24 protein-coding genes, 2 tRNA genes and 1 pseudogene are annotated in these 23,580 nt (G+C 65.6%); 22 read left to right on the plus strand and 5 right to left on the minus strand.

Annotation, left to right across the window (positions count from 1 at the left end; genetic code table 11):
• Positions 1 to 5 precede the first annotated feature (5 nt).
• Both AC07FY_RS00135 and AC07FY_RS00140 read left to right on the plus strand, forming a co-directional pair.
• Positions 6 to 734: a GntR family transcriptional regulator gene (locus AC07FY_RS00135; protein WP_478998568.1), complete on the plus strand. Its 729-nt coding sequence runs from the start codon at positions 6 to 8 to the stop codon at positions 732 to 734.
• Positions 731 to 1,057 (plus strand): hypothetical protein, encoded by a 327-nt coding sequence (locus AC07FY_RS00140; protein ID WP_478998570.1) that lies wholly within the window; start codon positions 731 to 733, stop codon positions 1,055 to 1,057. The genes AC07FY_RS00135 and AC07FY_RS00140 overlap by 4 nt, the downstream gene beginning before the upstream one ends.
• Positions 1,058 to 1,299: 242 nt before the next feature.
• On the opposite strand, the gene AC07FY_RS00145 is transcribed toward AC07FY_RS00140, so the two are convergent.
• A complete protein-coding gene (locus AC07FY_RS00145) occupies positions 1,300 to 2,631 on the minus strand; it encodes a hypothetical protein (RefSeq protein WP_478998572.1) in 1,332 nt (443 codons plus the stop codon).
• Between the two features lie 272 nt (positions 2,632 to 2,903).
• Here AC07FY_RS00145 and AC07FY_RS00150 point away from each other — a divergent pair, with 272 nt between their 5' ends.
• From AC07FY_RS00150 to AC07FY_RS00160, 3 genes are read left to right on the plus strand one after another with little or no spacing between them, the layout of a single operon-like run.
• Positions 2,904 to 4,895, plus strand: coding sequence for an AAA family ATPase (locus AC07FY_RS00150; RefSeq protein ID WP_478998573.1), 1,992 nt, complete (start codon positions 2,904 to 2,906; stop codon positions 4,893 to 4,895).
• Positions 4,892 to 5,491 carry a hypothetical protein gene (locus AC07FY_RS00155; RefSeq protein ID WP_478998575.1) on the plus strand — a complete coding sequence of 200 codons (600 nt, stop codon included), beginning with the start codon at positions 4,892 to 4,894 and terminating at the stop codon, positions 5,489 to 5,491. Before AC07FY_RS00150 ends, AC07FY_RS00155 begins: the two co-directional genes overlap by 4 nt.
• An 11-nt stretch (positions 5,492 to 5,502) precedes the next feature.
• Positions 5,503 to 6,582 carry a hypothetical protein gene (locus tag AC07FY_RS00160; RefSeq protein ID WP_478998576.1) on the plus strand — a complete coding sequence of 360 codons (1,080 nt, stop codon included), beginning with the start codon at positions 5,503 to 5,505 and terminating at the stop codon, positions 6,580 to 6,582.
• Positions 6,583 to 6,950: 368 nt separating this feature from the next.
• Here the strand turns inward: AC07FY_RS00160 and AC07FY_RS00165 are convergent, their stop codons facing one another.
• Positions 6,951 to 7,160 (minus strand): e9imm peptide, encoded by a 210-nt coding sequence (locus AC07FY_RS00165; protein WP_478998578.1) that lies wholly within the window; start codon positions 7,158 to 7,160, stop codon positions 6,951 to 6,953.
• A complete protein-coding gene (locus AC07FY_RS00170; RefSeq protein ID WP_478998580.1) occupies positions 7,157 to 7,621 on the minus strand; it encodes an NUDIX hydrolase in 465 nt (154 codons plus the stop codon). Before AC07FY_RS00170 ends, AC07FY_RS00165 begins: the two co-directional genes overlap by 4 nt.
• Before the next feature lie 18 nt (positions 7,622 to 7,639).
• Here AC07FY_RS00170 and AC07FY_RS00175 point away from each other — a divergent pair, with 18 nt between their 5' ends.
• The 11 genes and pseudogenes from AC07FY_RS00175 (at position 7,640) to AC07FY_RS00225 (ending at position 14,711) form a co-directional block, all read left to right on the plus strand.
• Entirely contained in the window at positions 7,640 to 8,422 is a 783-nt protein-coding gene (locus AC07FY_RS00175; protein ID WP_478998582.1) for a GntR family transcriptional regulator, read from the plus strand.
• Positions 8,423 to 8,561: 139 nt separating this feature from the next.
• Entirely contained in the window at positions 8,562 to 8,900 is a 339-nt protein-coding gene (locus AC07FY_RS00180) for an SCO3933 family regulatory protein (RefSeq protein ID WP_478998584.1), read from the plus strand.
• 2 nt (positions 8,901 to 8,902) lie between these two features.
• Positions 8,903 to 10,265, plus strand: a pseudogene (locus tag AC07FY_RS00185) (FtsK/SpoIIIE domain-containing protein).
• Positions 10,266 to 10,342: 77 nt separating this feature from the next.
• On the plus strand, positions 10,343 to 10,966 hold the full coding sequence (locus AC07FY_RS00190) for a DUF2637 domain-containing protein (protein ID WP_478998586.1): 624 nt from the start codon (positions 10,343 to 10,345) through the stop codon (positions 10,964 to 10,966).
• Between the two features lie 9 nt (positions 10,967 to 10,975).
• Positions 10,976 to 11,167, plus strand: coding sequence for a mobile element transfer protein (locus tag AC07FY_RS00195; RefSeq protein WP_478998588.1), 192 nt, complete (start codon positions 10,976 to 10,978; stop codon positions 11,165 to 11,167).
• A gap of 16 nt (positions 11,168 to 11,183) precedes the next feature.
• A complete protein-coding gene (locus AC07FY_RS00200; protein WP_478998589.1) occupies positions 11,184 to 11,342 on the plus strand; it encodes a hypothetical protein in 159 nt (52 codons plus the stop codon).
• A gap of 22 nt (positions 11,343 to 11,364) precedes the next feature.
• Positions 11,365 to 11,703 (plus strand): SpdD-like protein, encoded by a 339-nt coding sequence (locus AC07FY_RS00205; RefSeq protein ID WP_478998591.1) that lies wholly within the window; start codon positions 11,365 to 11,367, stop codon positions 11,701 to 11,703.
• A gap of 90 nt (positions 11,704 to 11,793) precedes the next feature.
• Complete coding sequence (locus tag AC07FY_RS00210; RefSeq protein WP_478998592.1) at positions 11,794 to 11,979, plus strand: hypothetical protein; 186 nt, start codon at positions 11,794 to 11,796, stop codon at positions 11,977 to 11,979.
• Entirely contained in the window at positions 11,976 to 13,352 is a 1,377-nt protein-coding gene (repSA, locus tag AC07FY_RS00215; RefSeq protein ID WP_478998593.1) for a replication initiator protein RepSA, read from the plus strand. The genes AC07FY_RS00210 and repSA overlap by 4 nt, the downstream gene beginning before the upstream one ends.
• Complete coding sequence (locus AC07FY_RS00220) at positions 13,345 to 13,548, plus strand: excisionase family DNA-binding protein (protein WP_468804994.1); 204 nt, start codon at positions 13,345 to 13,347, stop codon at positions 13,546 to 13,548. The genes repSA and AC07FY_RS00220 overlap by 8 nt, the downstream gene beginning before the upstream one ends.
• Positions 13,548 to 14,711 (plus strand): tyrosine-type recombinase/integrase, encoded by a 1,164-nt coding sequence (locus AC07FY_RS00225; protein WP_478998595.1) that lies wholly within the window; start codon positions 13,548 to 13,550, stop codon positions 14,709 to 14,711. Before AC07FY_RS00220 ends, AC07FY_RS00225 begins: the two co-directional genes overlap by 1 nt.
• Before the next feature lie 69 nt (positions 14,712 to 14,780).
• Here AC07FY_RS00225 and AC07FY_RS00230 read toward each other — a convergent pair.
• A tRNA-Gly gene (locus AC07FY_RS00230) sits at positions 14,781 to 14,851 on the minus strand.
• Positions 14,852 to 15,040: 189 nt separating this feature from the next.
• On the opposite strand from AC07FY_RS00230, the gene AC07FY_RS00235 reads away from it, so the two are divergent.
• The 5 genes from AC07FY_RS00235 to clpX all read left to right on the plus strand — a co-directional run bounded on the left by AC07FY_RS00235 (position 15,041) and on the right by clpX (position 19,751).
• A tRNA-Pro gene (locus tag AC07FY_RS00235) sits at positions 15,041 to 15,117 on the plus strand.
• A 188-nt stretch (positions 15,118 to 15,305) separates the two neighbouring features.
• Positions 15,306 to 16,694 carry a trigger factor gene (tig, locus tag AC07FY_RS00240; protein WP_478998597.1) on the plus strand — a complete coding sequence of 463 codons (1,389 nt, stop codon included), beginning with the start codon at positions 15,306 to 15,308 and terminating at the stop codon, positions 16,692 to 16,694.
• Between the two features lie 275 nt (positions 16,695 to 16,969).
• The gene (locus tag AC07FY_RS00245) at positions 16,970 to 17,587 is read left to right on the plus strand and encodes an ATP-dependent Clp protease proteolytic subunit (RefSeq protein ID WP_478998599.1); all 618 of its coding nucleotides are present in this window, start codon (positions 16,970 to 16,972) and stop codon (positions 17,585 to 17,587) included.
• Between the two features lie 52 nt (positions 17,588 to 17,639).
• Complete coding sequence (locus AC07FY_RS00250; protein WP_478998600.1) at positions 17,640 to 18,311, plus strand: ATP-dependent Clp protease proteolytic subunit; 672 nt, start codon at positions 17,640 to 17,642, stop codon at positions 18,309 to 18,311.
• A 153-nt stretch (positions 18,312 to 18,464) separates the two neighbouring features.
• Positions 18,465 to 19,751, plus strand: coding sequence for an ATP-dependent Clp protease ATP-binding subunit ClpX (gene clpX, locus AC07FY_RS00255; RefSeq protein WP_384538810.1), 1,287 nt, complete (start codon positions 18,465 to 18,467; stop codon positions 19,749 to 19,751).
• A gap of 69 nt (positions 19,752 to 19,820) precedes the next feature.
• Here clpX and AC07FY_RS00260 read toward each other — a convergent pair whose 3' ends face one another.
• Positions 19,821 to 20,729 carry a hypothetical protein gene (locus AC07FY_RS00260; RefSeq protein ID WP_478998602.1) on the minus strand — a complete coding sequence of 303 codons (909 nt, stop codon included), beginning with the start codon at positions 20,727 to 20,729 and terminating at the stop codon, positions 19,821 to 19,823.
• 128 nt (positions 20,730 to 20,857) lie between these two features.
• Between AC07FY_RS00260 and AC07FY_RS00265 the strand changes: the two genes are divergently transcribed.
• Positions 20,858 to 23,479, plus strand: coding sequence for a valine--tRNA ligase (locus tag AC07FY_RS00265; RefSeq protein ID WP_478998604.1), 2,622 nt, complete (start codon positions 20,858 to 20,860; stop codon positions 23,477 to 23,479).
• The last annotated feature ends 101 nt before the right edge of the window (positions 23,480 to 23,580 follow it).

Raw genomic sequence — 23,580 nt, forward strand, 5'->3', positions numbered from 1 at the left:
CGCCTGTGCCCTCTCTCCGTCACGCCATCGCCGACGACCTCCGTCACCAGATCTCAACAGGCCACCTCAAGGCCGGCGAACGCCTCCCCTCGGAAACTCAACTCGCCACCCGCTACATGGTCAGCACGCCAACCCTGCGAAGCGCCCTGGCGCTCCTCCAGGGCGAGGGCCTGGTCGAGAAGATCCACGGCAGCGGCAACTTCGTCCGCCACCCCCTCCGCAGGATCACGTACACCGGAGGGGGCTGCGAGGCAGCTCTCTGGCCCACCTTCTCCGCTCCCTTACGAGTGACCGCCCGCACCACGAATCTCAAGGCGCACGGCCCCCTGACGGCACTGCTGAACGTGCCACCCCACAGCCCCCTGACCGAGGTGCTTTACACAGCTCACGACGGGACAACGCCCCACAGCCTGGCCCACATCTACGTGCCCCGCGCCCCGGCGCCGGCGAACCCTCCTGGGCCCTCACCCTCAGCCGGGCAGATATCTGTGCGGGAAGACCCACGCCTACCGCTGGCCGAGGTCCAAGAGCGGCTCAGCGCCCGCCTCCCCACCCAGGAGGAAGCAACGACCCTCCGCATCAGCCCGTCCCTACCCGTCCTCGCACTCACCCGCGTAGCAACCGACACCACCGGCCACGTGGTCGAGGCCGCCCTCCTCATCCTCCCCGGCGACAGAGCAGACGCCCTCTTCATCACCCGCACCACGACCGAGGAGAGGACCCCAAAGGGATGACCGCGAGCAACGAACTGCGCCTGCTTCCATGGGCGGGCCCCGACGAGAAGCCCTGCTACCTCAGCGCAGATGCCACCACCGGCTACCTATCCCGCCTGGCCGACAACACCGAAGACATACAGCTCGGCTTGGGATCCGAGCTCCTAGCCCACGCCGCCGAAGTACTGGCCGACGTGGACTCGGATCCAGAGGAACTCCGCCTCCTGGCAGCAGACCTCACCGGCGCCCTCCGGGACATGCTCCGAGTAGCAACCAGCCGCGGCCACCGCCTCCCACGCCAAGCCCACTCCGCCCACGAAGGACCGCCGGCGCACCCCAACTAGCAAGAGCTCGCACGAAATGACGAAGCGGCCCCAGACACAGTCAGGGGCCGCTTCTGCACACACGGCTCCTGAGGGGATTGCCAGTCACCGCGTAGTCACTGGTCAGAGAGCTGCAACCCGCCTGCCAGAGTAGCGCCGTCCACAGATGGTCCACGAATCGACGCCACCGCTATCGAGGCTGCGATTGACGGTCTCCCATAACCCCACTGCGAAACAAGTTCGGCAGACGCCGGGGGTGCGGATTATACCGGCCTGAGAAGAACCACGCTCTCCCGAAGAAATTCATCGTCGGAAATTCTGCGGCTCAGTTGTCTTGCGATTCGCACCTCTTCGACTCGCCAGCCGGCCAGCTCGGCCAGCGTACCCATTAGGACGTCGGCTGCGATAACGAATGATTCGTCTCCCGCGCCATGTGCCGAGTTTCCGACAATGAAGGCAAGATGTCCGTCGGAAGCAATGCTCTGCCTGCATTTTTGCAGGGTTAGAAGCATGTCATCCGTATATCCCTTTATGAGCTCCACGCGACCAGAGCTATAGCGGTCAGAAGGGACTGCTTCCAAAATGGGATCAATCGCAGATTGGACTTCTCCAGCTACGCTGCTGTTCAAAAATGCATAGTCTTGATTAAATCGGATGCTTGGGTGACTGCGCACAGTTAGCTGCCTTTGTGCGCGCATTTCAGCGGAGGTTTCATAGCAGCCCAGCATCCATGCCTCAGTTTTGTATACTTCTGTATAATCAATATTATTCGGGTAGGGCGGAGAGAAGACGATCCAGTCAAATCCTGCTGTTTCGCTGACTCCTTCTCTGCCGTCCCCGAAAAGCACCTCTCCGGAGCTCTCAACTGGTTCACAGAGGAGGAGGTCTTGGAGCACGGCACCCGCCCGTTCGTTGAATGAACCCCAAGCATCCTTCGGGTTCCGGTTAGGCGCGAACCGCAAGGCGCGGCCGTCTCTACGCAAGCGCCCGCAGCTCTCTACTGCTGCGGCGAGGCAGACTCTCAGGAGCGAGCGAATTTCGCCATCGGTGCACGAATCAATGGAACTGCGGATGGCCACCAGATCCTGCACATTCTTCCTTGGAAAGTACGTCTCGTTTCGGAGAGTACTCTGATCAGGAATAGGCAGTGATTCCTTGCTGGCGTCATGGAATGCATCAGTCACGGAGTCCAGAGCTACATCAAAGGCCTTAGCTGCTTCTCGCCCGTGGATTCGTCCGTAGACTTTTGCGCGAGAAAGCTCCCAGAGGAATGGATTCCGCTCGACTCCTTTAACTCGAGCCGGAACATCATGACGCGTAGCCATATCCAAGGCGCTCAACAGGGTCGTCCCGCTGCCACTGTACGGATCAAAGACAGCCAGATTCTCGCTCGGAACGTAGGAGCTGTCAGCCATGAGTTGAGGCAGTAGCTGCGAGGAGTAGGCCTCTTTTAGGTGAAACCAACGATGAAATGGCTGTGAGGCATTTCCATTAGGCACCACGAGCCGCTGATATTGGGCGCTGCTGGACACCTTCCAGCTACCTTGCAAGTGGCGGTAGTGCGAGGTCAGCGCACTCGCGCCGGCCTGAGCCATGGGTACTCCTCGTGGGTCCTCGTGGCTCATCAGATCTGTGAGCGCGGCTCCGTTGGTCGCGCAGGTGACGGACACGATGGGGCGAGGCCGCAAGGCATGCGTGAGCCACACAACTGCGGAACGGTATCACAAAGCGCGCTCTCTGCTGTCGAAACAGGAGCGCTCAGCACGTGAGTGCGTCAGTCACATGCCAGCTGGCGGTGGTGGAAGCCTCGCCTGGATGCGGGAGTCTATCTAGCGGGTGCGACGTTGCGCTACTACAGTACGCCCTCATGACGGCCCATCAGGGAGGTGCGATGAGCGAGGGCTCACGCGGGATCGTGTTGCCGCAAGTCAAACGGCTTACGATTTCTCATTTTTCTCTTTACAGAAACCGTAGTCAGAATGTAGTTGCTTTTGACAAAGACGTTTTCTGCTTGTCCGGCGCTAACGGTCTTGGCAAGTCGACATTCTTGGCTATTTTGAATTACTCGCTGACGGGCGCAGTTGCGCATCCTGACCCCAAGGTGCAGTCGCTCGCTGAGTATAGAAAACGCGCGGTAAGCAACACGCCGGATTATTTCAATGGGCGAATTTCTCCGGCAGATCGAGACATCGCCGATGTAACTATCGAGTTCAGTATCGGCCCTCATGACTACAAACTCACTCGCGGATTCTTTCAGCTTGGTGAACTCAAGTACCTTAGAATCCAAGGCCCCGACGTACAGCTGGAGCGGTCGGTTGATGTCGACGAAGGCGCGGAGGGTGAGGAGCTTCTTGAAATCTTCGAGGTCAACGCCGTGCGACATTGTGGCCTGGCGAAGTTCGATCAACTGGTCTACATCCAACATTTCCTCGTAACCTTTGATGAGCGACGGCATTTGCTCTTCTGGGATCCGGAAGTCACTCGCTTTTCTCTCTTCCTTGCATTTGGGCTAGATACGGCTCGAGCAGACGCAGCGGGGGAGTGGCAAAGGAAAGCAGATCGTTTGGAGTCTCAAGCAAGAAACGCACAGTATCAAGCTACGTCCGCCAGGTCGCAGATTCGTGATTTGCTGGAGAGAAGCGGCTCTCCTATTGAGTACAACGAAGACTTGGAAGAGAAGCAGCGACGGCTGACGGAGGTTCGAGACCAATGTGTCGAGGTCGTTGATAGAAGGGTCGCGCAAGAGAAGGACGCACGACTGACCGTCGGCATCGCTGCTGCGGATCACCATGCGCTCACGATTCAGTACAACCGAGTTTTCAATGATCGCCTTAACCCAGAGAGCGGCATGAGCGATCATCCGCTACTTCTGCGGCTGTTGCATGAGCAGGAGTGCGGCGTCTGCGGCACTTCGGGCATCACTGACATCAAGGTAGTCACTGACCTGCTGGGTTCGCAGCAGTGCCCTTTGTGCCGCAGTTACGTGGCCGAGCAAGAGGGTGACGAGGATTTCGACACCTTGAGAGAGCTTGATCAGCAGCTCCAGGAAAGCAGCTCCTATCTCAGGTCTGTCCAGGAGGATCTCGAGAGGGCAACGGAGCGACTGACCGAAGCGCAGGAGGAACTTCGCGAGTCTACTCGAGCCCTGAGTGAGTTCGAGGAGGACAATTCTGAGTGGGTCCGGAACAAGAGTGCAAACTCTGGTCTTTCAGACGTTATCAAGCAATTGGAAGCAGAACAGAGGAGTGCTGAAGAGCGTCGCGATAAGTTCCGGGAAAAGCGTGATGAGTACCAAGCCCTCGTAGCCCCTGTAGCGCAAGAACTGACCGAAGCCTATGCAGAGGCTGAGACTGAGTTCCTGCCACGTTTCCAAAGTCTGGCTCGAGCGTTCCTTGGAATGGATCTCCATTGTCGTCTCGAGCAGCGTGCCCGCGGGCCGCTCCTTATCGTCACAGTCAATGGGCAGACTCGTCGCGATCAAGATGCTCTATCCGAAAGTCAACGCTATTTTATTGACATAGCTCTACGAATGGCCTTGACCGAGCACATGCTAGGTGGGCGCTCGCCGGCTTGTCTTCTCATCGACACACCTGAGGGATCCCTTGACATCGCGTACGAAAGTCGCGCAGGGGAAATGTTTGGGGCATTTGTTCGTCGCAACAACAGGCTCATTATGACTGCGAACCTCAATTCCAACAGGCTGGTTTTGGAGCTGGCGCGGGTCTGTGGGCGAGAGACGATGCATGTGGAGCGTATGACCAACTGGTCAATTCTGAGCGAGGTGCAGGCTCAAGCTGAGGAGCTCTTCGACCAGTCATATGCCGCTATTCAGGCTAGCTTGGATGGGAGAATGTTTTGAATCAGGCCGCTCCTGAGGCTTCTTTCGACGCGCTTTTTGTTGCATCGGAACTCTCTAGGGAGGGTGAAGAAGTTACCCTCAGCGCCGTTCAGATTTTTATCTATCTCGCCTGTCTTTTGGGTCTCTACGACAGGAAGGCCGTGGCGAGTTGGGGCTACAAGTTTCTGTCCACTCCTGCTTCTTCGCCCTGGAGTATGGAGCTGTACAATGCCGTGGAGTGGTTGAAATCGAAACGCCTACTTGCGGCCGACGAAGAGAAAATTAGGCTGACTCCAACTGGCAAAAAAGAGTTGGAGCTTTGGATGAGTCTGGGGCGGTTTTCGGATCGTGTGCCCTATCTGAGGGGGGCCACCGGGGCGTCAGCCGCTATGCCGGTATCTTCCGTTGAAGAGGGTGTTTCTCGTGAGCCGCATCTGGCTCGCGCAGTTGAGTTGGACGTTCCTCAAGAGCTGCTTGAGGACGCCAACTTGAAGCAGGTCTATGATCAATTTTCCGTGCTTAAGGCCACTCTGGGTAGCGATATTCCTGACTACATGGTGCCAGCCGTAGTCTGGCTCAGTTTTCTACTGGAGCAGGCTACTAAAGTAGAGCGCTAGGAGGGGGTAGCGTGAACCAGGCTGACAAGGAACGGCTTGCCGAAATGGCCAGAGGGCACTACATTCATGTAGCCTCTGAAAATCTCGGGCAAGCGGCTCCGGAAATCCTGCGTAATTTTCTTCCCAGATTGAAGGAAATTCACCGGGCGGTCGACTATGAGTCGATCAATGTGGCTCTGACGGTTTTCTATCGAACGAATTCCGATAAAAAACCGCTCGACCACGACCAGGCTTACAAGGTTACAGACGCTGGCAGACTCGCGCTCCATAACGATGGTGTTTTGACCGTCGAAGTTGGAGAGGGCGGGGATTTTTGGGTCTGGAAGGAGAAGTGCGAACCAGCAACGTTGGCCCACGACGCAGTCGTCTACCACTATGTTCCAGGTAGGATTGAAGAGTTCTGGGTAAATGGTGAGCTCGGTGATGTCCCGCCCTCAGTTGGGTTCGCCCGTATTTTTGGAATTTCGAAATTCGACGACCTTGCTGACTGTCTGGAGCATTACGCTCTAAAGCTCGCGAGGCCCAGTCAGTGCCGCATTTTGGCTGGCTTGTGGCGCGAAGAAGACCGAATCATGTGGAAAGCCGCACCTGAAGACACGATGCGTGATTCGCTCGTTCAGCATCTGGTGAGCAGCCTTCGTGAGGGAAATCCAGATATTCGGCCCGAGAGTAACGTCGATGAACGCAATCCTGTAGATATTGAAGTGAAGTGGGAGAATTCGAACAGGATTGGCCTAATTGAAATCAAGTGGTTGGGGCTCAGTGGTGTCCTGGGCGATAAGCCGCGGATAACGGGTAGGTATTCTGAGAGTCGAGCTCATGAGGGTTTGCGTCAGATAGCCGAATACCTGGATCGGACCAGGGATCGAGCAGCCACGTATGATCGTCGCGGATTCTTGTTTATCTTCGATGGTCGTAGGGCTCGGGTGAAGGCTGATAGCCGCACGCTCTCATATCAGGATGCGTGGAAGTATCAGGATGCCCATATAGTCTTTGACCGTGCCCTAGTGGGGCGAAGTGACATAGCCGATCCGATTCGTTGCTTCTGTGAGCCTCGAATTGGTAGAGCCTCGAGCCCGAGTCGGGCGTAAGAGGAGTCGCTTTAGGTCGGTGGAGCGGCTTTGGGCGGGAGCTGCTTTGGGGCGAGTGATCATGGCCCCTTAAGCTTCCGGCGAGTCGGGCAGTCTGTGGACCTGCCCGCTAAAGCACGACGTTGGGGCCATGATCTTCGAGGCTCGCCCCAAAGTGGCTGCCTAAAGCCGTGGAGCCGACCGCCCCGGCCGCGAAGTACCCCTTCTCTGGCATCAAGTGGCTGGCTGCTCTCAGCGCGGCCCGGGCGCCGGCCGGGCTGGAGCGGGGCGGAGACAGGAGCGCAGGCCCGGGCGACGGGCCGCGCGCGCCGCGCCATGCGCGGCGGGTGCCTTGATGAAGTAGGGAAACTCTTATCGCGCTGCCTGGCTCAGAGCGCGAAGGGCTCGTATGCCATTGCTCGATCCACGACCTTCTGGGCGCTCAGGCCAAGGTCGAAGTCCCAGTAAATGTAGTCGCTGATGTGGGGGCATCTGAGTCCTACCTCGAGGGAGACTAGTGCTGCGTCGGCTTCGCCCTCGTCGGTGATGCTGCCGTCCATGAGACGTTGCACGAGCTTCACGGCTTCGTCGCGTGTCATGTCGTGAGGAGATGGCGGCCGTCGTGGCTGCGGACGTGGGGACCCGCGGCATCCAAGGCGTCCAGGAGGCGGATCGCGTAGACCTCGGACATCTGGGCTGCTACCTCGTCGGGGGTGAGCCAGGCAACCGCGGTTGATTCCTCCGAGGTGCGTTCGGTCCCGCCTGAGGGCTTGCAGCGGAAGACCAGGGCGACGATGCCTCGGGTGGTGTTCTTGTAGACCCCGGTGAGCTCCTGGACCTGGATCTCGATGCCGGTCTCCTCCAAGACCTCGCGGCGGACGCCGGCCTCCGGGGATTCGGTGAGTTCGAGGACTCCGCCCGGCAGCTCCCAGGTTCCGTTGTCCGCTCGGCGGATCGCCAGGAGCCGGCCGTCTTCGCGGAGCACTGCCCCGGCTACGGACACGGAGTGCAGTGGCGTTGACTTGGCCTGCGGGGAACCCGTACTCATGTACAGGAGCATAGGAGGAAGAGAAGGACTATGGGAACCGCAGTAGGAGGTGGCCGAGGGGCTGTGCCGCGCTACGTGCAGATCGCTGACGACATCGTTCAGCAGATCCGGGCCGGGGCATTGAAGGCCGGCGACATGGTGCCGAGTGAGTCCGAGTTGGTCGAGCGCTACGGCGTCGCCGGCGGGACTGTCCGCAAGGCAATGCTGGAGGTCCGCGCGAGTGGCCTGGTCGAGACGCGGCATGGCAAGGGCTCGTTTGTGAAGGCCCGGCCGCCCGTCAGGCATCGGTCCTCGGACCGCTTCCGGCGTACGCACCGCCAGGAGGGCAAGGCGGCGTACCTTGCCGAGTCGGCTCAGTCCGGGGCTGAGGCCTCGGTGAGCATGCTCTTCCGCGGGCCGATGGAGGCGCCGGAGGAGATCGCTGAGCGGCTCGGGGTGACTGTGGGGACTCAGGTGCTCGCCCGGCGGCGGCTGTACTTCCGGGACGGCACGCCGGTGGAGACCGCTACTTCGTACCTGCCGTGGGACGTGGCGAAGGACATCCCCGAGTTGTTCGCCGACAACCCGGGACCCGGCGGCATCTATGCCAGGCTGGAGGATCACGGTCACGTCTTCGCGGAGTTCGTGGAGACACTCCAGGCCCGGCCGGCCGCCAAGGCCGAAGCCACCGAGCTCTCGCTGAGCCCTGGCTCCCCGGTCGTCCACTTGCTGCGGAACGCGGTCACGGAGGAGGGGCGCGTGGTCGAGGTCTGCGAAACCCTCATGGCTGCTGACCAGTTCGTCTTCGAGTACCGGATCCCCGCGCGCGACTGACGCTCGCTCAACTCCCCACAGCCCGCCGTGAGTTTCTCTTCGCGGCGGGTTGACTCATGTATAGGAGTCGGGCACTCTTCTTCCTGTAACTCCTATACAGGAGTGAAGGAGCTCGACCTCTATAGAGGAGTGATCTGCTGTGCGTCAGATTCCCGTCGACACCTCCGGCGCGACCGTGATGGTCGCCCAGCCCCCGCAGCTCAAGATGCGGGACAAGAAGACCGGTCAGATCGCCCTGGACGGCGACACCGGCAACAACCTCATGACCGTTGACGTGCTGTTCGTGATGAACGGCAACGCCGAGGTCATTCCGGTGACGGTGGCGGAGCCCGACATCTCGGGTGAGCTGGGCATGGGTACGCCGGTTGCACTGACCGGCCTGGTCGCCCGGCCGTGGGAGAACGAGTTCAACGGCCAGAAGCGGCACGGCATCAGCTTCCGCGCCGTGGCCGTCACCTCGCTCGCGAAGGCGGGATGAGCATGGACGCCTTATGGATCGCGCTGCTGGTGGTCGTCGCCGTGGCACTCGTGCTCGTCCTGCGCTGGCTGAGGCCCACCTGGTACTGGATGACCTTCGGGGTCACCTTCGCGGTGGTCCGCGTCCTGATCAGGTATCGCTCGGTGATGGATGCATGCGGGCTCACCGTTCCGCCCTCCCGCTGGCGGCTGGCACTCGCTCGGGCAGCCAACCGCCCTGTTCCCGAGGCGCGCCCGCCCCGCATCCTGCGGCTTCGCCCCACGGCGACCGGTCTGGTGCTGCGGTTAAAACTCCGGCCTGGCCAGGACGCATTCGACTTCTCCGCATCCTCCGACCGCCTGCGGCACTCCTTCGCCCTCCACAACGTCGTCTCGCGGGAGATCCGTTCCGGCGTGGTCGAGCTGCGGATGACCGGACGACGTACTCAGACGGGTGCGCATGCCGGCGGTCGTTCCCGCTGAGGGGCTCCGTGTGCCGGTCGCGCTGCGGGAGGACGGGGAAGTGCACTACCGGGACTACCGGCAGGTTCCGCACGCCCTGAATGTCGGCGCGACGCAGTCAGGGAAGTCCGTCTATCAGCGCACCCTCGTCGCCGGGCTCGCGCCGCAGAACGTCGCTCTAGTCGGCATCGATTGCAAGAACGGTGTGGAGCTCGCGCCGCTCGCAGCGAGGTTCACTGCTTTGGCGGACAACCCGGGCGCCGCTGTTGACCTGCTGGCCGCTCTCGTCGAGTACATGGGTCGCGTCTACCAGCTCATACGTGCCGAGCAGCGCATCAGCGTCAGCCTGCCGGATGCGGAGATCACCGCCGATATCTGGGATCTGCCCGCGCACTTGCGGCCCGTGCCCGTCGTGCTCCTGGTGGACGAGGTAGCGGAGCTGGCCCTCGCCGCGAGCAGGGCGGATGAAGCCCGGCGGGATCAGATCGTCACCTACCTCGTCCGGCTCTCCCAGCTCGGCCGCGCCGCCGGCATCTACCTGGAGATCTGCGGGCAGCGATTCGGCTCCGAACTCGGCAAGGGCATCACCATGCTCCGCGCCCAGCTCACTGGCCGGACCGCACACCGCGTCAACGACGAGACCTCCGCGAACATGGCCTTCGGGGACATCTCCCCGGACGCCGTCCTCGCCGCCGTCCAGATCGACAAGGACCGCCCCGGCACCGCCGTGGCCGGTGACTCCTCCGGCGGCTGGTCCCGCATCCGGGCCCCGCACACCACGCTCCGGCAGGCCGTGGACACCTGCAACGCCCACGCGCACCGCACCCCGAGCATCCCGGAGCTGGAGCCCTTCCGGCCCGCGGCCCCGGTCCGCGTCCTCATCGGCAAGGTCCAGCCGAGGGCCACTACAGCAGGTGCCTTCTAAGCACTTGTCCCATCCGGTCGGCGCGGCCTCACGCGCCACGTCCCTACCCGCCCCATGCCTGAAAGGAGGTGGAGACCATGACCCGCCTGGTTCGTCCGGACGCCGTCCTCGTCCAGGCCGTCATCGCCGGAGCGCTCTCCTTCGCCCACCTGCACGACCTCGCCGAAGCCGCCGGACAGCACGGCTGGAAGGCCTGGGCCTATCCGGTCAGCGTGGACCTGCTCCTCGTCGCCGCCTGGCACCGTCTGCGCAGCCTGCGGGACGCGGGGGAGCCCTCGCGGGCGGCCTGGTCCTGGTTCGCCGTCGCCCTCGCCGCCTCGCTCGGCGCGAACGTTGCCACCGCCGGCCTTCTAGACCTGCGCGACGTCCCGGACTGGCTCCGGATCCTCGTTGCCGGGTGGCCCGCGCTCGCCTTCCTCGGCGGAACGCTCCTGGTTCACCGGCCTACGCCACCCAGCGATCCGGAGCCCCCGCCCGTGGTTGACCGGGCGACAGAACCCGGCGTACAGGCCGACCCGCTCCCCGCCCTGCCCGTGCCTGAGCCGGTCGACACCGTTCCGCCCGCTCTCGTAGCCCACGCCCAGAAGATCGCCGCCGACCACCGCACCCGCACCGGCTCGGACATCGACACCGAGACCCTGCGTTCCCGGCTCGGCGTCCCGTCCCCGATGGCCGAAGCCATCGCTGCCCAGCTCGTCTGAGGAGGCTCGATGCCCGCCCGGATCCACTTTCGCTCGCTCATGAAGATCGGCCCGGTTCAGATCGGCACGTACTGCGACCGCCACGGCCGCACCAAGGACGCCGCCGTCTGCACCTCCGACGGCTGCGGCTGGTCCTCCGACTACAGCTCCTCGACCGCCGCCCAGCTCGCCGCCCGCTCCCACCGCTGCCGCGTCAGCTGACCCCGAAGGAGCTCTCGTGGACGTCCCGCTCTGGCTCGCCCTGATCGTCGTCGGCGTTCTCGGCTACAAGCTGATCCGCCCGCCGCTCTGGCTCGTCGCCGTGATCCTCCTCGGCGGCTTCCTCCTCGCGGACAGCTTTCTCGCCTCCGCCATCGACACCGCGATCAACAAGTAACCCGACCCGGAAGGAGAACCACATGATCCGGCCCAAGATCCCGGTCAACCCGCTCCCGACCGGCCTCGTCACCCCGCTCGTCCAGCCGATCGCCACTGTTGAGTCCCACCGCGGCACAGCCCCGGTCTGCGACTGCCCCCAGACCCCTGCTCCCGGCCAGCCGGCCTCCCGCGTGCAACTGCCCTCCGTCCGTCTCACTCCGGCCGGCCTCGTTGCCGCCGTCGCCGCTGGGGCGGGCCTGGTCCTCGTCGTCGGCGCGGTGGTCGTCTCGATGCTCCTGGCCGTCGCCATCACCGGCGCCTCGGTCGCCGTCTGCGCAGTCGTCCTGCGCTCGCTGCTCAACGGCCGACTCCACCGCTGACCGGCCCCGGGACGGCCTCAACCGCCAAGTCTCCGCCGTCCCGGCGCCGCGCTCCTGCCCGAAACAGATGATCCGGAAGGAAGCACCATCATGTCCCAGCACCACCACGCCCCGACTCAGGTCTGCCCGAACTGTGACGGCTTCCCCGCCGTGAGGATCTCCCTCGGCGGCCGGGACCGCACCGGTGCCTTGCTCACCATCACCGCCCACTGCCCCGCCTGCCACGGCGTCGGCCTGCGCCGCCCTGCTCGAGCTGACCGGCAGGTGACCGCGTGACCGACTCCGCGACCCTCGCGGACCTGGATCCCGGCCTCCTCGGCGACATGCTGAAGGTGGCCGGGGCTCCCGGTTACGCCCGGTGGGAGGACCAGATCCGCCGCACCGGCGGCTGCTCCGACCCGATCCACATCACCGGATGGACCGTCGCCAAAGACAAGACGTCCGGTGCGATCCTGCACCGCTACTCCACCGAGAACGAACCGGGCGCCCGACTCCGGATCGCCTGCGGCAACCGTCGAGCCTCCCGCTGCCCTGCCTGCGCCTGGACCTACTCCGGGGACACCTACCACCTGATCCGGGCCGGGCTCGCGGGAGACGACCGTCGCGACATCCCCGCCGCCGTCCGCGAGCACCCCCGCGTCTTCGCCACCCTCACCGCGCCGTCCTTCGGCCCGGTTCACAACCGCCCCGCCGGCCGCCCGTGCCGCTGCGGCAAGCACCACCAGGAGGACGCGCCCGAACTGGGTACCGCCCTCGACCCGGCCACGTACGACTACGCCGCTGCCGTCCTTTTCAACAACCACGCCGGTCAGCTTTGGCAGCGCTTTACCACCCGGCTTCGCCGCGAGATCGCCGCCCGCGCCGGACTGACTCAACGCGAAATCAAGGAGGAGGCTCGGATCTCCTACGGCAAGGTTGCCGAGTTCCAGAAGCGCGGCGCCGTCCACTTCCACGCCGTGATCCGCGTCGACGGACCCAGCGGCCCGGACACTCCGCCGCCGGCCTGGGCCACGACCGGACTCCTCGACCGCTCCGTCCGCGCCGCCGTCGCCCATACGTACACCTCGGTCACGGTCCCGGCGGCCGCCGACCAGCCCGCCCGGACCTTTCGTTGGGGCACGCAGCTGGACGTCCGCCCCATCAAGGCCTTCGGCGACGGCTCGGACATCACCGAACAGGCCGTCGCCTCGTACGTAGCCAAGTACGCCACCAAGGCCGCCGAGAACACCGGCACCCTCGACCGCCGCATCGGCAACCGCGAGGCCCTGGTCCTCCTCGATGTCCCAGACCACGCCGCCCGCCTGGTCGCGGCCTGCCTCGACCTAGACCCGCTTTACCCGGATCGCCGCCTCGCGGCCTGGTCGCACATGCTCGGCTTCCGCGGCCACTTCTCCACCAAGTCCCGCCGGTACTCCACCACCCTCGGTGCCCTGCGCCGGACCCGCGCCGACTATCGCGCCGCCCAGGAACGCGAAGCCCGGGGCCTGGACGACGTGGAGCCGGACAGCGTGCTCGTCCTCGCCTCCTGGCAGTACGCCGGCCACGGCCACAGCCCGGGGGAGTCGGTACTGGCCGCCACCATCGCCCGCGACATTCAGCTGAACCGCCAGACCGCCCGCGAAGCCCTGCAAGGAGAGCAGCATGAATGAGCGCTACCTCAGCGTCGTCCAGGTCGCCGAACTGCTCGGCACCACGGTCCGATTCCCCCGACGGCTCGTGGAAGAGCGGCGGATCACCTACGTGAAAGTCGGGCGACACGTGCGGATTCCCGAGAGTGCCGTACGGGCGTACATCGATGCTCACACCGTCGAGCCGCGTCGGAGCCGTCTGGGGGTGGCTGCCTGATGGCCGGAAAGCGACGTCCATTCGGCCGAGTCCGCAAACTTCCCTCCGGCCGGTACCAGGCCCGGTACCTCGGCCCGGATGGCCAGCTCCGTCCCGCCCCGGAGACCTTCCGGACCAAGCGGGACGCGGACGACTGGCTCGCCGACAAGCAGACCGAGATGCGCCGGGGGGACTGGCACGACCCGGACGCCGGGAAGGTCGCGTTCGGTCCGTACGCCGTCGCCTGGATCAAAGAGCGCGAGCTGACCAGCACCACGCGGCAGCTCTACGGCTCGCTTCTGAAGCACCACCTGGAGCCGGTTCTCGGCGCCGTCAATCTGGCGGACATCTCGCCACCCCTCGTACGCAGCTGGCGTGCCGACAAGCTCGCCGCCGGCACCGGCCCCACCACGGTGGCCAAGGCATACGCCCTGCTCCGCGCCATCCTCGGCACGGCCGTGTCCGACGAGCTGATCCGGCGGAACCCCTGCCAGGTCAAAGGCGCCAGCTCCGTGCACACCCCAGAACGTCCGACCGCCACGGTCAACGAGGTCTACGCGCTGGCCGAGGCGATCCAGCCGCGCTACCGCGCCCTCGTCCTCATGGCCGGCTTCCTCGGACTGCGCTGGGGCGAGCTGATCGGCCTCCACCGGCGGGACGTGGACCTGGAGCGCGGGACCGTACGCGTCCGGCGGGCCGTCGCCGAGCTGAGCAATGGGCAGCGGGAGATCAAGGCTCCGAAGAGTGCCGCAGGTAAGAGGACGGTCTCCATCCCCGGGGTGATCCTCCCGGACATCCACCAGCACCTGAAGCGATACGCCGAGGCCGGCGCCGACGGGCGTGTCTTCGTCGGCGCCAAGGGGGCGACTCCGCGCCGGAACCACTTCAACCGGCTCTGGCACAAGGCGTGTGGCGAGGTGGGGGTCAAGGGGCTGCACTTCCACGACCTCCGGCACACGGGCAACACGCTCGCCGCCTCAACAGGTGCCAGTACACGGGAGTTGATGACGCGCATGGGTCACAGCACCGCCCGCGCCGCGCTGATCTACCAGCACGCCAGCGCCGACCGGGACCGGCTGATCGCCAACGCGCTGAGCGGGCTTGTGAAGAAGGGCCGCAAAACCGCCAAGGGCACGAAAACAGATCCACAGCGCAAGGGGCACGCAGGGGGCACGCGGAGCTGATCGGAGCCCCTGGAACGACGAAGGGCCAAGTCGAGGAGATGTCCTCTGACCTGGCCCTTTGCGCTTCAGAGCGGGTGACGGGAATCGAACCCGCGTAGCTAGTTTGGAAGACTAGTGCTCTACCATTGAGCTACACCCGCACCGCGCACCGCAGGTCCGGGGACCGCGGCACGGACAGCATCCTAGCGGGTTGCGCCGGGGGAGTGCACACCGCATTTCGAGCGTGGCGTGAGCGCGCCGCGCGGCCGCGGCGCCGGCCGGCGCGGGGAACTCCTGCAAACCCCGCGCATCGGAGGGTCTCCGGGCATGTACCCTACGTGTCGCACCGACGGGGTGTGGCGCAGCTTGGTAGCGCGTCCGCTTTGGGAGCGGAAGGTCGTCGGTTCGAATCCGGCCACCCCGACCAACAGCAGTGTCCCCCTCGACGTCCCCCGGGGGCCCTCCACAAGATCGCGTTGTGGGCTGATTGCCGCTTGCGGTTACTATGCAAGCTGCGTGCCCGTGTGTCTGATGTACCGGGCCGAAGTCCGCTGAACCGCTGAATCGCAGCGTGACGGCAGAATCCCCAGCAGTCAGCCACAAGGAGACCGAACCGTGAAGAGCGCCGTGGAGACCCTGAACCCGACTCGGGTTCGGCTCACTGTTGAGGTGCCCTTCGAGGAGCTCAAGGACAGCCTCGACGCGGCCTACAAGAAGATCAACCAGCAGGTCACGGTGAAGGGCTTCCGCAAGGGCAAGATCCCGGCCCGCGTCATCGACCAGCGCTTCGGCCGCGGTGCGGTGCTGGAGGAGGCCGTCAACGACGCCCTCCCGAAGTTCTACACCGAGGCGGTCAACGAGGCCGACCTGAACCCGCTGGGCCAGCCCGAGGTCGACATCACGGAGCTGAAGGACGGCGAGCTGCTGGCCTTCACCGCCGAGGTCGACGTGCGTCCCGAGATCGAGATCCCGGACTACTCCGGCATCGAGGTCGAGGTCGACGCCATCGAGGTCTCCGACGAGGACGTCGAGAAGTCCGTCGAGCAGCTGCGCGGCCGCTTCGCCTCCACCAAGGACGTCGAGCGCGCCGCCGCCGAGGGTGACGTCGTCACCATCGACCTCGAGGCGAAGGTCGACGGCGAGGTGCTGGAGGACGGCGTCGCCTCCGACGTGTCCTACACCATCGGCTCGGGCGAGCTCCTCGAGGGCATCGACGAGGCCGTCACGGGCCTCGAGGCCGGCGGCGAGGCCACCTTCACGTCGCAGCTGAAGGGCGGCTCCGCCGAGGGCAAGGACGCCGAGGTCACCGTCAAGGTCACCAAGGTCTCCGCCCGTGAGCTGCCGGAGCTGGACGACGAGTTCGCCCAGATGGCGAGCGAGTTCGACACCCTCGAGGAGCTGAAGGCCGACAGCCGCAAGCGCCTCGAGAACATGAAGCAGTACGACCAGGCCACGCAGGCCCAGGAGCGCGTCCTGGAGAAGCTGCTGGAGCTCGTCGAGGTCCCGATCCCCGAGAAGCTCCTCGCGGACGAGGTCCAGACCCGCAAGCACAACCTGGAGCACCACCAGCTCGGCCAGATGGGCCTGACCATCGAGAAGTACCTGGAGTTCCAGGGCAAGACGGTCGAGGAGTTCGACGCCGAGACCTCCGAGCAGGCCGTCAAGGGCATCAAGACCCAGTTCGTCCTCGACGCGCTGGTCAACAAGGAGAAGCTGGGCGTCAACCAGGAGGAGCTCACCGAGCACCTCATGCGCCGCGCCGCCTCCTCCGGCATGTCCCCCGACCAGTTCGCCCAGGCCGTCGTCGAGGGCGGCCAGGTCCCGATGCTGGTCGGCGAGGTCGCCCGCGGCAAGGCCCTCGCGGTCGTCGTCGAGGCCGCCAAGGTCGTCGACACCAAGGGTGAGGTCATCGACCTGTCCGACGAGGACGAGGCCGAGACGGTCGAGGCCGCCGCTGACGCCGACGCCGACGCCGCCGAGGACAAGGCCGACGAGGCCAAGTAACACCCCGGGCGAAGCCCACTGAGCAGTGCCCCGAAGGGCCCGGACGCCGGCGCGTCCGGGCCCTTCGGACGTGCGCCCGCACGGGTCCGGGACCTTGCGCTCCGAGCGAACAGTTCGGGAAGCGGGATGGCGTTGTCCTACCTGCGCGTTAGGGTCCATGAATACGAGGGCACGGGAGTACCGGAATGCCGGCGGACTCGTCCGCACGGCTGGGCCGTGCCCCAGAACGAGACGCTGAGACGGCACATGGCCGTCGGAGACGAGCAGGTGGATACGTGACGAATCTGAAGCCTTACGCCGCGGGTGAGCCGTCCATCGGTGGCGGCCTCGGCGACCATGTCTACAACCGGCTGCTCGGCGAGCGCATCATCTTCCTCGGCCAGCAGGTCGACGACGACATCGCCAACAAGATCACGGCGCAGCTCCTCCTCCTCGCGGCCGAGCCCGAGAAGGACATCTACCTGTACATCAACAGCCCCGGCGGCTCCGTGACGGCGGGCATGGCGGTGTACGACACCATGCAGTACATCCCGAACGACGTCGTCACCATCGGCATGGGCATGGCGGCCTCCATGGGCCAGTTCCTGCTCACCGGCGGCGCCAAGGGCAAGCGCTTCGCGCTGCCGAACACCGACATCCTGATGCACCAGGGCTCCGCCGGAATCGGCGGCACCGCGTCGGACATCAAGATCCAGGCCCAGTACCTGCTGCGCACCAAGCAGCGCATGGCCGAGATCACCGCGTTCCACTCGGGCCAGACCGTCGAGGCGATCATCCGCGACGGCGACCGCGACCGCTGGTTCACCGCCGTGGAGGCCAAGGAGTACGGCCTCATCGACGAGATCATCTCGGCCGCGTCCAACGTGCCGGGCGGCGGCGGCACCGGGGCCTGATCCCCGGCCACCGCCAGACCGAGCAGACGACAGCCCGCAGAACGCCACCAGGATGGTGAACACCCAGATGCAGATGCAGAACAACTTCTCCGCGAGCGGCCTCTACTCAGGCCCGCAGGTGGACAACCGCTACGTCATCCCGCGCTTCGTCGAGCGCACCTCGCAGGGCGTGCGCGAGTACGACCCCTACGCGAAGCTCTTCGAGGAGCGCGTGATCTTCCTCGGCGTGCAGATCGACGACGCGTCCGCCAACGACGTCATGGCGCAGCTGCTGTGCCTGGAGTCGATGGACCCGGACCGCGACATCTCGATCTACATCAACAGCCCCGGCGGCTCCTTCACCGCGCTGACGGCGATCTACGACACGATGCAGTTCGTCAAGCCGGACATCCAGACGGTCTGCATGGGCCAGGCGGCGTCCGCCGCCGCGGTCCTGCTGGCCGCCGGTACCCCGGGCAAGCGCATGGCGCTGCCGAACGCCCGCGTGCTGATCCACCAGCCCTCCGGCGGGACCGGCCGCGAGCAGCTCTCCGACCTGGAGATCGCGGCCAACGAGATCCTGCGCATGCGCGACCAGCTGGAGACCATGCTGGCCAAGCACTCCACGACGCCGATCGAGAAGATCCGCGACGACATCGAGCGCGACAAGATCCTCACGGCCGAGGACGCTCTCGCGTACGGCCTGATCGACCAGATCATCTCGACCCGCAAGAGTTCGCACTGACCCTTGCCGCCAATTGGCGTGGACGCGCCGCCGCATTCGGCGATGTGAACCACGTCAAGGGGGCCCCGCACGGGGCCCCCGGCAAGGTACCGTCGGATATGAGGCACCAGGAGCGCTGAACCAGGCGTCTCCCAGGCGAAGGGGAAGCACCTCGTGGCACGCATCGGTGACGGCGGCGACCTGCTCAAGTGCTCGTTCTGCGGAAAGAGCCAGAAGCAGGTGAAGAAGCTCATCGCAGGACCCGGTGTGTACATCTGCGACGAGTGCATCGACCTCTGCAACGAGATCATCGAAGAGGAGCTCGCGGAGACCTCGGAGGTCCGGTGGGAGGAACTCCCCAAGCCCCGTGAGATCTACGAGTTCCTGGAGAGCTACGTCGTCGGCCAGGAGCCGGCGAAGAAGGCGCTCTCGGTGGCGGTCTACAACCACTACAAGCGGGTGCAGGCGGGCGAGAACGGCGGCGCGCAGGGCCGCGAGGACGCGATCGAGCTCGCGAAGTCCAACATCCTGCTGCTGGGCCCCACCGGCTCCGGCAAGACCCTCCTCGCTCAGACGCTCGCGCGCATGCTGAACGTCCCGTTCGCCATCGCCGACGCGACGGCGCTGACGGAGGCGGGGTATGTCGGCGAGGACGTCGAGAACATCCTGCTCAAGCTGATCCAGGCCGCTGACTACGACGTCAAGAAGGCCGAGACCGGGATCATCTACATCGACGAGATCGACAAGGTCGCCCGCAAGAGCGAGAACCCGTCGATCACGCGTGACGTGAGCGGCGAGGGCGTCCAGCAGGCCCTGCTGAAGATCCTCGAGGGCACGACGGCGTCCGTCCCCCCGCAGGGCGGCCGCAAGCACCCGCACCAGGAGTTCATCCAGATCGACACGACGAACGTGCTCTTCATCGTGGGCGGCGCCTTCGCCGGCCTGGAGAAGATCATCGAGTCGCGTGCGGGTGCCAAGGGCATCGGCTTCGGGGCGACGATCCGCTCGAAGCGCGAGATCGAGGCGAGCGACCAGTTCCAGGAGGTCATGCCGGAGGACCTGGTGAAGTTCGGGATGATCCCCGAGTTCATCGGCCGCCTCCCCGTGCTGACCTCGGTGCACAACCTCGACCGCGAGGCCCTGCTCCAGATCCTCATCGAGCCGCGCAACGCGCTGGTGAAGCAGTACCAGCGGCTGTTCGAACTCGACGGCGTGGAGCTGGACTTCGAGCGGGGCGCCCTCGAGGCGATCGCCGACCAGGCGATCCTGCGCCAGACCGGCGCGCGCGGCCTGCGCGCCATCATGGAAGAGGTCCTGATGTCGGTGATGTACGAGGTCCCGTCCCGCAAGGACGTGGCGCGCGTGGTCATCACGGCCGATGTGGTCCGCTCCAACGTCAACCCGACGCTGGTCCCGCGGATCGTCCCGAAGGACCAGGGCCCGCACGAGAAGTCGGCGTAGCCGCACACACGCCACGCAGAAGGGGCGCCCCCGACCGGGGGCGCCCCTTCTGCAGGTCCTGCCGGACCGCTACTTCTTGACGCGGGCCGTGTTGTAGAGCTTGGCGGCGAGTTCCGCGGCCTGCTCCTGGGTGTAGCCCGGCTTCCCCGCGAGGATGGACGCCACGTCCGAGGCACTGACCATGCTCAGGGTGCTGTAGTCACCCCAGACGCAGAACGGAAGCGTGGCCTCCTTGGGCCCCTTCGTGCTCGTGTCCTTCGAGGTGAACTTGATGTCCTGGCACTTCATCACAGCGCCCTTGAAGTTGGGCGGGGACATCTCCTTGGGGCTGCCGACGAGCTGCACGTCGGACTTGCCGTCCTTCGCGGCCTCCATCCGGGCCTTGGCGAAGTAGCCGTCCACCGCCTTCTCCGGGTCGGCGATGTCGCCGTAGACACCGGAGAAGTTGAGCCCCTTGGCCGTCAGCGGGTTCTTGGGGTCGCCCGACCGGTAGTTCATGCCGACCTGGGTCGCGTTCTTGACGCCCGCGGCCTCGGCCTCCTTCTTGTCCTTCTCGGTGAATTCCTTGTCCTTGTACGCCGGGTCCTTCTTGAAGTCGTCCACCGCCTCCGGGGCCACCAGCTTGTAGCCCTTGGTGTCGGCCGCGATGGCGCCGCCCCCGCCCCCGCCCAGGAAGTACCAGCCGCCGCCCGCGATCACCGCGATCGCGACGACGACGCCGATGACCACGCCGGCCTTGGACTTCTTCGGCGGCTGCTGCGGGGGCACCCCGCCGTACGGGGGCGCCGGGTAGCCGTAGGCCGGCTGCTGCTGGGGGTAGCCCTGCGGCGGGACGCCCGGCTGCTGCGGGTAGCCGTAGCCGGGCTGGGGCGCGGGCTGGCCGTAGGGACCCGGCGGCGGGGGCTGCTGCCCGTACGGTCCGGGCTGCTGCGGCTGCTGCGGCTGCTGTCCGTAGGGCCCTGGCTGGTTGTAGCTCATTCCGCGTCCCCCAATGAAGGTTGCTTATGCGTTTCACACATCCTGTCGGAAGCGCTGGGCGCACAGCCCCCCGGGGGACCGCACAACCGGTTTCATGACTGGACTGTTACGGCCCTAAACTGTGGCTCGTGACCGAGAACACGCAGACACCCAGCGCCCCCGACTCCGAACTGCCGACCCAGTACGCGCCGGCCGAGGTAGAGGGGAAGCTCTACGAGCGCTGGGTGGAGCGTGGGTACTTCACGGCGGATCCCGCGAGTGAGAAGCCCCCGTACACCATCGTCATCCCCCCGCCGAACGTCACCGGCTCCCTGCACCTGGGTCACGCCTTCCAGCACACGCTCATGGACGCCCTGACCCGCCGCAAGCGGATGCAGGGCTACGAGTCGCTGTGGCTGCCCGGCATGGACCACGCCGGCATCGCCACCCAGAACAAGGTCGAGCAGCAGCTCGCCGAGGAGGGCAAGTCCCGCCACGACCTGGGCCGCGAGGAGTTCGTCGAGCGGGTCTGGCAGTGGAAGGAGGAGTACGGCGGCAAGATCCTCGGCCAGATGCGCCGTCTCGGCGACGGCGTCGACTGGAGCCGTGAGCGGTTCACCATGGACGAGGGCCTGTCCAAGGCCGTCCAGACGATCTTCAAGAAGCTCTTCGACGACGGGCTGATCTACCGCGCCGAGCGCATCATCAACTGGTGCCCCCGCTGTCTGACGGCCATCTCCGACATCGAGGTGGAGTACCAGGAGGACGCGGGCGAGCTCGTCTCCATCCGCTACGGGGAGGGCGAGGACAGCCTCGTCGTCGCCACCACGCGCGCCGAGACGATGCTCGGCGACACCGCCGTCGCCGTCCACCCGGACGACGAGCGCTACCGGCACCTGGTCGGCCGGCAGATCAAGCTGCCGCTGACCGACCGCACGATCCCGGTCGTCGCCGACACCCACGTCGACCCGGAGTTCGGCACCGGCGCCGTCAAGGTGACCCCGGCGCACGACCCGAACGACTTCGCGATCGGGCAGCGCCACGGCCTGCCCAACATGACGATCATGGACGAGCGCGGTGTGATCACCGTCCACGGGCCGTTCGAGGGCCTCGACCGGTACGAGGCCCGCGACGCCGTCGTCGGCGCCCTGCGCTCGCAGGGTCGCATCGTCGCCGAGAAGCGCCCGTACCTGCACTCCGTCGGACACTGCTCGCGCTGCCGCACCACCGTCGAGCCGCGCCTGTCCCTCCAGTGGTGGGTGAAGGTCGAGACCCTCGCCAAGGCCGCCGGTGACGCGGTCCGCGACGGCCGCGTCGCGATCCACCCGCAGGAGATGGAGAAGCGCTACTTCGACTGGGTCGACAACCTCAACGACTGGTGCATCTCGCGCCAGCTGTGGTGGGGCCACCGCATCCCGGTCTGGTACGGCCCGGACGGCGAGGTCGTCTGCCTCGGACCGGACGACGAGGCACCGGCGGGCGAGGGCTGGACGCAGGACACCGACGTCCTCGACACCTGGTTCTCCTCCGGCCTGTGGCCGTTCTCCACGCTCGGCTGGCCGGAGAAGACCCCGGACCTGGCGAAGTTCTACTCCACCGACGTCCTGGTCACCGGCCACGACATCATCTTCTTCTGGGTCGCCCGGATGATGATGTTCGGCCTGTACGCCATGGACGGCGAGGTCCCGTTCAAGACGATCGCGCTGACCGGCCTGGTCCGCGACGAGCGCGGCAAGAAGATGTCGAAGTCCTTCGGCAACGTCGTCGACCCGCTGGACTGGATGGACAAGTACGGCTCCGACGCCGTCCGCTTCACCCTGGCCAAGGGCGCCAACCCCGGCACCGACGTCCCGATCGGCGAGGACTGGGTCCAGGCATCGCGCAACTTCGCCAACAAGATCTGGAACGCCACGCGCTTCGCGCTGATGAACGGCGCGACGATCGAGGGCGAACTGCCGCCGGTCGAGCGGATGTCGGCGACCGACCGCTGGATCCTGTCCCGTCTGAACAAGACGGTCACACAGGTGGACGCCTACTACGAGGACTTCCAGTTCTCCAAGCTCAGCGAGGCGCTCTACCACTTCGCGTGGGACGAGGTCTTCGACTGGTACGTCGAGTTGTCGAAGACGACCTTCTTCGCGGGCGGCGAGGGTGCCGAGGTCTCCGGCCGGGTGCTCGGTGAGGTCCTGGACACCACCCTGCGCCTGCTGCACCCGGTGGTCCCGTTCGTCACGGAGACGCTGTGGACCACGCTCACCGGCGGGGAGTCCCTGGTCGTCGCCGACTGGCCCGAGGACAGCGGCTTCCGCGACGAGGCCGCGGAGGCCGAGATCGAGAACCTGCAGGCCGTCGTCACCGAGGTCCGCCGGTTCCGGGCCGACCAGGGCCTGCAGCCCGGTCAGAAGGTCCCGGCCCGACTGGACCTCACCGGTACCGCGCTCGCCGCGCACGAAGCGGCCATCCGCCAGCTGCTGCGCCTCCAGCCGGAGGGCGACTCCTTCAGCGCCACCGCGACGCTCCCGGTCGCCGGCGCCACCGTCGCGCTCGACCTGTCGGGCACCATCGACGTGGCCGCCGAGCGCAAGCGGCTGAGCAAGGACCTGGCCGCCGCCGAGAAGGAGAAGCAGCAGGCCGAGGGCAAGCTGGGGAACGAGGCCTTCCTGGCCAAGGCCCCCGACAACGTCGTGGACAAGATCAAGGGGCGGCTCGCGAAGGCCGAGGCGGACATCACTCGGATCCGGGCCCAGCTGGACGCCCTTCCCGCCCAGTAGGCGGGAGCAAGCCGGGGGAGCACGCCCGCCAGACGTACGGGGAGGCCCCCGCGCCGCAGTCCGGCGCGGGGGCCTTCCTCTTGCGAAGTGCCTGGTGCCGC

Source organism: Streptomyces sp. NPDC045967 (assembly GCF_056430495.1).